This window comes from Pantoea sp. RCC30.1, assembly GCF_058148845.1.
On sequence record NZ_JBXUHX010000032.1, the window covers coordinates 35,649 to 42,138 of the forward strand.

Sequence of the window (6,490 nt, forward strand, 5' to 3'; positions counted from 1 at the left end):
TGTGACGTTTTTTATGTGGCTAATCGACGTACTTTTCTGGAAAAACTTTTGTTCACAATTTCAGCATAAATTATTAATTCATTGATATATAAGGGTAATAATAAAGACCCACAATCATCACCCGGATTTCATTGATCTTTCTTGCTGATTGTTCAAAGTTTGGCCTTTCATCTTCCAGCAAAAATGCGTAATATACGCCGCCTTGCAGACACAGTATGGCTATTCTGACTTCATGCGTATTGGAAACCTCCAGCTGAGAAATCGACTGATTGCAGCACCGATGGCCGGTATTACCGACAGGCCGTTCAGGACGCTGTGTCACGAAATGGGTGCAGGCATGGCAGTTTCTGAGATGTTGTCTTCTAACCCGGAAGTCTGGGCTAGCGACAAATCCCGATTACGCATGGTTCACAGTGATGAGCCAGGCATTCGCGCCGTGCAAATTGCCGGTTGCGATCCTAGTGAAATGGCGCAAGCTGCACGCATTAATGTTGAGGCTGGTGCACAGGTCATCGACATTAATATGGGATGCCCTGCCAAGAAGGTTAACCGCAAGATGGCGGGTTCCGCCTTGCTGCAATATCCCACCGTGGTGGAGTCCATTCTCTCCGCAGTGGTTAATGCAGTGAATGTGCCGGTTACGCTGAAAATTCGTACTGGCTGGGATCCTGAAAACAGGAACTGTGTCGCGATTGCCCAATTGGCTGAACGCTGCGGTATACAGGCTCTGACGATACATGGTCGCACTCGTGCCTGCCTGTTCAACGGAGAAGCTGAATATGACAGCATTCGGACAGTTAAGCAGAGTGTCTCCATTCCGATTATCGCGAATGGAGACATAACTGACCCGCATAAAGCCAGAGCGGTGCTCGACTATACAGGGGCCGATGCTCTGATGATAGGACGCGCTGCTCAGGGAAGACCGTGGATCTTCCGGGAAATCCAGCATTATCTGGACACTGGGGAGTTGCTTGCGCCGCTGCCGATGGCAGAGGTCAAGCGCTTGCTTGTTTCGCATATACGTGAGCTGCACGACTTTTACGGTTCAGGCAAGGGATACCGTATAGCGCGAAAGCACGTCTCCTGGTACCTGCAGGAGCACGCCCCGAATGACCAGTTTCGGCGCACATTCAACGCCATTGAGGATGCCAGCGAACAGCTGGAGGCGTTGGAGGCATACTTCGAAAATCTTGCGTAACGAAATAAAGAGCTGAAAGAACTATGTTCGAACAACGCGTAAATTCTGACGTACTGACCGTTTCTACCGTTAACTCACAGGATCAGGTAACTCAAAAACCTTTGCGTGATTCGGTTAAACAGGCACTGAAGAACTATTTTGCTCAACTGAATGGTCAGGATGTGAGCGACCTGTATGAGCTGGTTTTGGCTGAAGTCGAGCAGCCTCTGTTGGACATGGTGATGCAGTATACCCGTGGCAATCAGACCCGTGCTGCCCTGATGATGGGTATCAACCGCGGTACGCTGCGTAAGAAATTGAAAAAATACGGCATGAACTGATTTTTAGTTCTGTCTGTTAATTACGCCAGCCTTCGGGCTGGCGTTTTTATTTGTGCAACGTCGCACAAAGTAACGGCAAAAATAGTGAAACAGTTCCCTTCTATATGGTAACTATAGTTGCAATCGCTGAAGTGATATTTCGCCCTCTCGCTTTAGTCCGCTCAGATTTGACTTAGTACTTATTCTCTCTCTCGCCTCGCTGCACATCCCATCACTGCTGGGTATGTGACTTTCTGCGCATTAAATAGTAACGCAATCTCTTCATACATTCCTGCCTGAGCGGATGCTCACACTGCTCCTATATAGTGAAACTATTTGCACTAAATGTGATCGGGTCGACTCGCTTTGCTTCCTTTTGGTGCGCCATATTAGCGGAACTTTCTAGGTGCTTCCGATTATTAACCGTTCTTTCATACGAATTCAGGATTCTGCAAACCTGGCATCAGCTTTGCAAAGTCGTGGATGGCTGACCGCCACAGACAGGAAAAAACGCACATTAAAGTGCGCAAACATAACAACATGATCCCGCCACACAGGATGCTTTATGAAAAAGATGATGCTCTCTACGCTGATCGCCGCCGCCTCGCTGGTTGGCATTGCTCAGCAAGCACACGCAGGCACCACACTGGATGCGATAAAGAAAAAAGGTTTTGTTCAATGTGGTATCAGTGATGGCCTGCCGGGCTTCTCCTATGCAGATGCTGCCGGCAAGTTTACCGGTATCGATGTGGATGTGTGTCGTGCGACAGCTGCGGCTGTGTTTGGCGATGCGACCAAAGTGAAATATACCCCGCTGACCGCGAAAGAGCGTTTTACCGCACTGCAGTCAGGCGAAGTGGATGTGCTTTCACGTAATACCACCTGGACCTCATCGCGCGATGGCGGCATGGGCTTCCTGTTTGCGGGCGTGAACTATTACGACGGTATCGGCTTCCTGACTCACCAGAAAGCCGGTCTGAAAAGTGCGAAAGAACTGGATGGTGCCACCGTCTGTATCCAGGCTGGTACTGATACCGAGCTGAACGTGGCGGACTTCTTCAAAGCCAACAAAATGCAATATACGCCGGTGACCTTCGACCGTTCTGATGAATCCGCTAAGGCCCTGGATAGTGGCCGCTGCGATACGCTGGCATCTGATCAGTCTCAGCTCTACGCATTGCGCATTAAGCTCGGCAAACCTGACGAGTTTATCGTCCTGCCAGAAGTGATCTCCAAAGAGCCGCTGGGGCCGCTGGTACGTCGTGGTGATGACGACTGGTTCACCATCGTCAAATGGTCGCTCTACGCCATGCTGAATGCGGAAGAGATGGGTATCAACTCGAAGAACGTTGACCAGATGACAGCCAAGCCAACCAATCCAGACATGGCACACTTCCTGGGCGCCGAAGGTGATTTTGGTAAAGATCTGAAGCTGGATAACAAGTGGGCCTACAACATCGTCAAGCAGGTGGGTAACTATCAGGAAAGCTTTGACCGTAACGTCGGTAAAGACAGCGCACTGAAGATCGCACGTGGTCAGAATGCGTTGTGGAACCAGGGCGGGATTCAGTACGCACCACCAGTACGTTAACAGACCTCACCAATCGGGCACCGTATTCTGCGGTGCCCTACTCCAGCTTTCGTATTGAGGTTTCAACATGTCACAACGCCCAACCGTGAAAAGGGATTTTTCATTTGGTAATCCCACGGTTCGCGCCTGGATTTATCAGCTCATAGCCGTCGTCGCTGTGCTTGGTGTGGTGGGTTATCTGGTGCATAACACCATTATCAATCTTGCCAATCGCGGTATTACATCGGGGTTTGGATTTCTGGAACGCACTGCCGGTTTCGGCATCGTTCAGCATCTTATTGAGTACACAGAGGGAGATACCTACGCGCGCGTATTTCTGGTCGGATTAACTAACACGCTGCTGGTCTCTGCACTCTGTATTGTTTTCGCGTCGATTCTCGGATTCGCGGTCGGTCTTGCCCGCCTTTCTGACAACTGGCTGCTGCGGAAGCTCTCGAACATCTATATCGAAACCTTCCGTAATATCCCGCCACTGCTTCAGATCTTCTTCTGGTACTTCGCGGTATTACGCAATCTGCCGGGACCTCGTCAGGCGCTGAATGCATTCGATCTCGCTTATGTCAGCAACCGCGGGCTCTATGTACCGTGGCCGACCTATGCACCTGGCAGCTGGCCGTTTGTTATCGCGCTGCTTCTGGCCGTGGCTATGAGCTATGGACTGTACCGCTTTAACCGCCAGCACCAGCTGAAAACCGGCGAGTTACGTCGCACCTGGCCTGCTGCCATTGGGATGCTGATTCTCTTTTCTTTGCTGGCGCATCTTGGGTTTGGCGCAGCTATGCACTGGGATGTACCGCAACTACATGGATTCAATTTCCGTGGCGGCTCGGTGATGATACCGGAGCTGGCGGCACTGACGCTGGCACTGTCGATCTATACCTCGTCGTTTATCGCTGAAGTAATCCGTTCCGGGATTCAGTCGGTGCCGCATGGTCAGCACGAAGCCGCTCGATCGCTGGGTTTGCCTAATCCGGTTACGCTGCGTCAGGTCATTATTCCTCAGGCCATGCGCGTTATTATTCCGCCGCTGACCAGCCAATATCTGAACATCGTGAAGAACTCCTCACTGGCCGCCGCTATCGGTTATCCCGATATGGTGTCGCTGTTTGCCGGCTCGGTACTGAATCAGACCGGTCAGGCGATCGAGACGATTGCTATTACGATGGGCGTTTACCTGATTATCAGCCTGCTGATATCGATGCTTATGAACTTCTACAACCGCAAAATTGCGCTGGTTGAGCGTTAAGAGAACGGGATAACTATGTCTGTGACTACGCATGAAACGCCCCCCGTCCCGACGACTCCTGTCAGTCGCGCCTGGCTTTGGGCCCGTAAAAATCTGTTTTCCAGCTGGTTTAACACGTTACTGACGCTGTTTTGCATCTGGGTAATCTGGCACGTCATTCCGCCCGCGCTGAACTGGCTGGTCTTTCAGGCAAACTGGATTGGCACCACGCGTACCGATTGCACCAAAGAGGGTGCCTGTTGGGTCTTTATCCATGCGCGTTTCGGCCAGTTCATGTATGGGCTTTATCCGCATGAGCTGCGCTGGCGTATTAACCTGGCGTTGGTGATTGGCCTGCTGTCGATTGTGCCGATGTTTCTCAAGAGCCTGCCGTATCGTGGACGCTACATTGCGGCATGGGCCGTCATCTATCCGGTGATTGTCTGGTTTCTGCTCTATGGCGGGTATCTGGGGCTGGAGCGTGTCGAAACACGTCAGTGGGGCGGATTAACGCTGACGCTGATAATTGCGTCGGTCGGTATTGCCGGTGCGCTGCCGTTGGGTATTTTGCTGGCGCTTGGCCGTCGCTCACGTATGCCGGTGGTCCGTACCCTGTCGATTATCTTTATCGAATTCTGGCGTGGTGTGCCGCTGATTACCGTGCTGTTCATGTCATCAGTGATGCTGCCGCTGTTTATGTCTGAAGGCACTAACATCGACAAACTGGTGCGCGCACTGGTGGGCGTGATCCTGTTCCAGTCAGCCTATGTGGCTGAGGTGGTTCGCGGTGGCCTGCAGGCACTGCCGAAAGGTCAGTATGAAGCGGCTGAGTCTCTGGCGCTGGGCTACTGGAAGACGCAGATGCTGGTAATCCTGCCGCAGGCGCTGAAGCTCACCATCCCCGGCCTGGTTAACACCATCATTGCACTATTCAAAGATACCAGCCTGGTCATCATCATTGGTCTTTTCGATCTGTTCAGCAGCGTCCAGCAGGCAACGGTCGATCCGACCTGGCTGGGTATGTCGACTGAAGGTTATGTCTTCGCTGCACTGGTCTATTGGATCTTCTGTTTTAGCATGTCGCGCTACAGCCAGTATCTGGAAAAGCGCTTTCACACCGGGCGTACATCGCACTGAGGTTTTACATGACTGACTCTATGACACACTCTTCCGACGCGTTGATGATCTCCCTTGAGAACGTGAATAAATGGTACGGCCAGTTTCATGTACTGAAAGACATCAACCTGCAGGTTAAACCCCGTGAACGCATCGTGTTGTGCGGACCTTCCGGCTCCGGCAAATCGACGACGATCCGCTGTATCAACCATCTGGAAGAGCATCAGCAGGGCCGCATTGTCGTTGATGGTATCCACCTCAACGATGACGTTCGTAACATTGAACGCGTTCGCACTGAAGTCGGCATGGTATTCCAGCACTTCAATCTCTTCCCGCATCTGACCGTATTGCAGAACTGTACGCTGGCACCTTCCTGGGTGAGAAAGATCCCTAAGAAAGAAGCAGATGAGCTGGCTATGCACTATCTTGAACGCGTGCGAATTGCCGAGCATGCGCATAAGTTTCCGGGTCAGCTCTCTGGCGGACAGCAGCAACGTGTAGCCATCGCCCGCTCACTCTGTATGAAGCCCAAAATTATGTTGTTTGATGAGCCAACGTCAGCGTTGGATCCTGAGATGGTTAAAGAGGTACTGGATACGATGATTGGTCTGGCAGAGGATGGGATGACCATGCTATGCGTGACCCACGAGATGGGCTTTGCCCGAACGGTGGCTGACAGGGTGATCTTTATGGATCGGGGTGAGATCGTCGAAGTTGCGCCACCGCAGGAGTTCTTTGCGAATCCTAAATCGGAGCGTACCCGGGCGTTTTTATCGCAGGTTATTCACTGATTACCGGCTCAGTTATCTTACTACCCGGCCTGGAGCCGGGTTTTTTATGGCTTTAAAAGCAGGTCCAATCAGCTAACTGACTGACGTACGAATAAATGCACAGGAAACCGGGCTGATATGAGGGGATCTTATGGCCGATTATCGGATTGCCGTAACGAAAAAAGCCCTTCGCATACGCGAAGGGCTCTCTCTTATTTGATGCCTGGCAGTTCCCTACTCTCGCATGGGGAGACCCCACACTACCATCGGCGCTACGGCGTTTCACTTCTG

General features: G+C 51.7%; 6 protein-coding genes. All 6 read left to right on the top strand.

Translation table 11 applies throughout. The features are described 5' to 3' along the window. Positions 1 to 232: 232 nt before the first annotated feature. The 6 genes from dusB (at position 233) to AC2LB6_RS20715 (ending at position 6,220) form a co-directional block, all read left to right on the top strand. Positions 233 to 1,198, top strand: coding sequence for a tRNA dihydrouridine synthase DusB (gene dusB / locus AC2LB6_RS20690; RefSeq protein ID WP_031592707.1), 966 nt, complete (start codon positions 233 to 235; stop codon positions 1,196 to 1,198). Between the two features lie 23 nt (positions 1,199 to 1,221). Beyond that, positions 1,222 to 1,518: a DNA-binding transcriptional regulator Fis gene (fis, locus tag AC2LB6_RS20695; RefSeq protein ID WP_003855228.1), complete on the top strand. Its 297-nt coding sequence runs from the start codon at positions 1,222 to 1,224 to the stop codon at positions 1,516 to 1,518. A 544-nt stretch (positions 1,519 to 2,062) separates the two neighbouring features. Further along, entirely contained in the window at positions 2,063 to 3,088 is a 1,026-nt protein-coding gene (locus tag AC2LB6_RS20700) for an amino acid ABC transporter substrate-binding protein (RefSeq protein WP_419140007.1), read from the top strand. Between the two features lie 67 nt (positions 3,089 to 3,155). Further along, a complete protein-coding gene (locus tag AC2LB6_RS20705) occupies positions 3,156 to 4,334 on the top strand; it encodes an amino acid ABC transporter permease (protein ID WP_490094938.1) in 1,179 nt (392 codons plus the stop codon). Positions 4,335 to 4,349: 15 nt separating this feature from the next. After that, a complete protein-coding gene (locus AC2LB6_RS20710; RefSeq protein WP_490094939.1) occupies positions 4,350 to 5,450 on the top strand; it encodes an amino acid ABC transporter permease in 1,101 nt (366 codons plus the stop codon). A gap of 8 nt (positions 5,451 to 5,458) precedes the next feature. After that, positions 5,459 to 6,220 (top strand): amino acid ABC transporter ATP-binding protein, encoded by a 762-nt coding sequence (locus AC2LB6_RS20715; protein WP_090966293.1) that lies wholly within the window; start codon positions 5,459 to 5,461, stop codon positions 6,218 to 6,220. Positions 6,221 to 6,490: the final 270 nt, after the last annotated feature.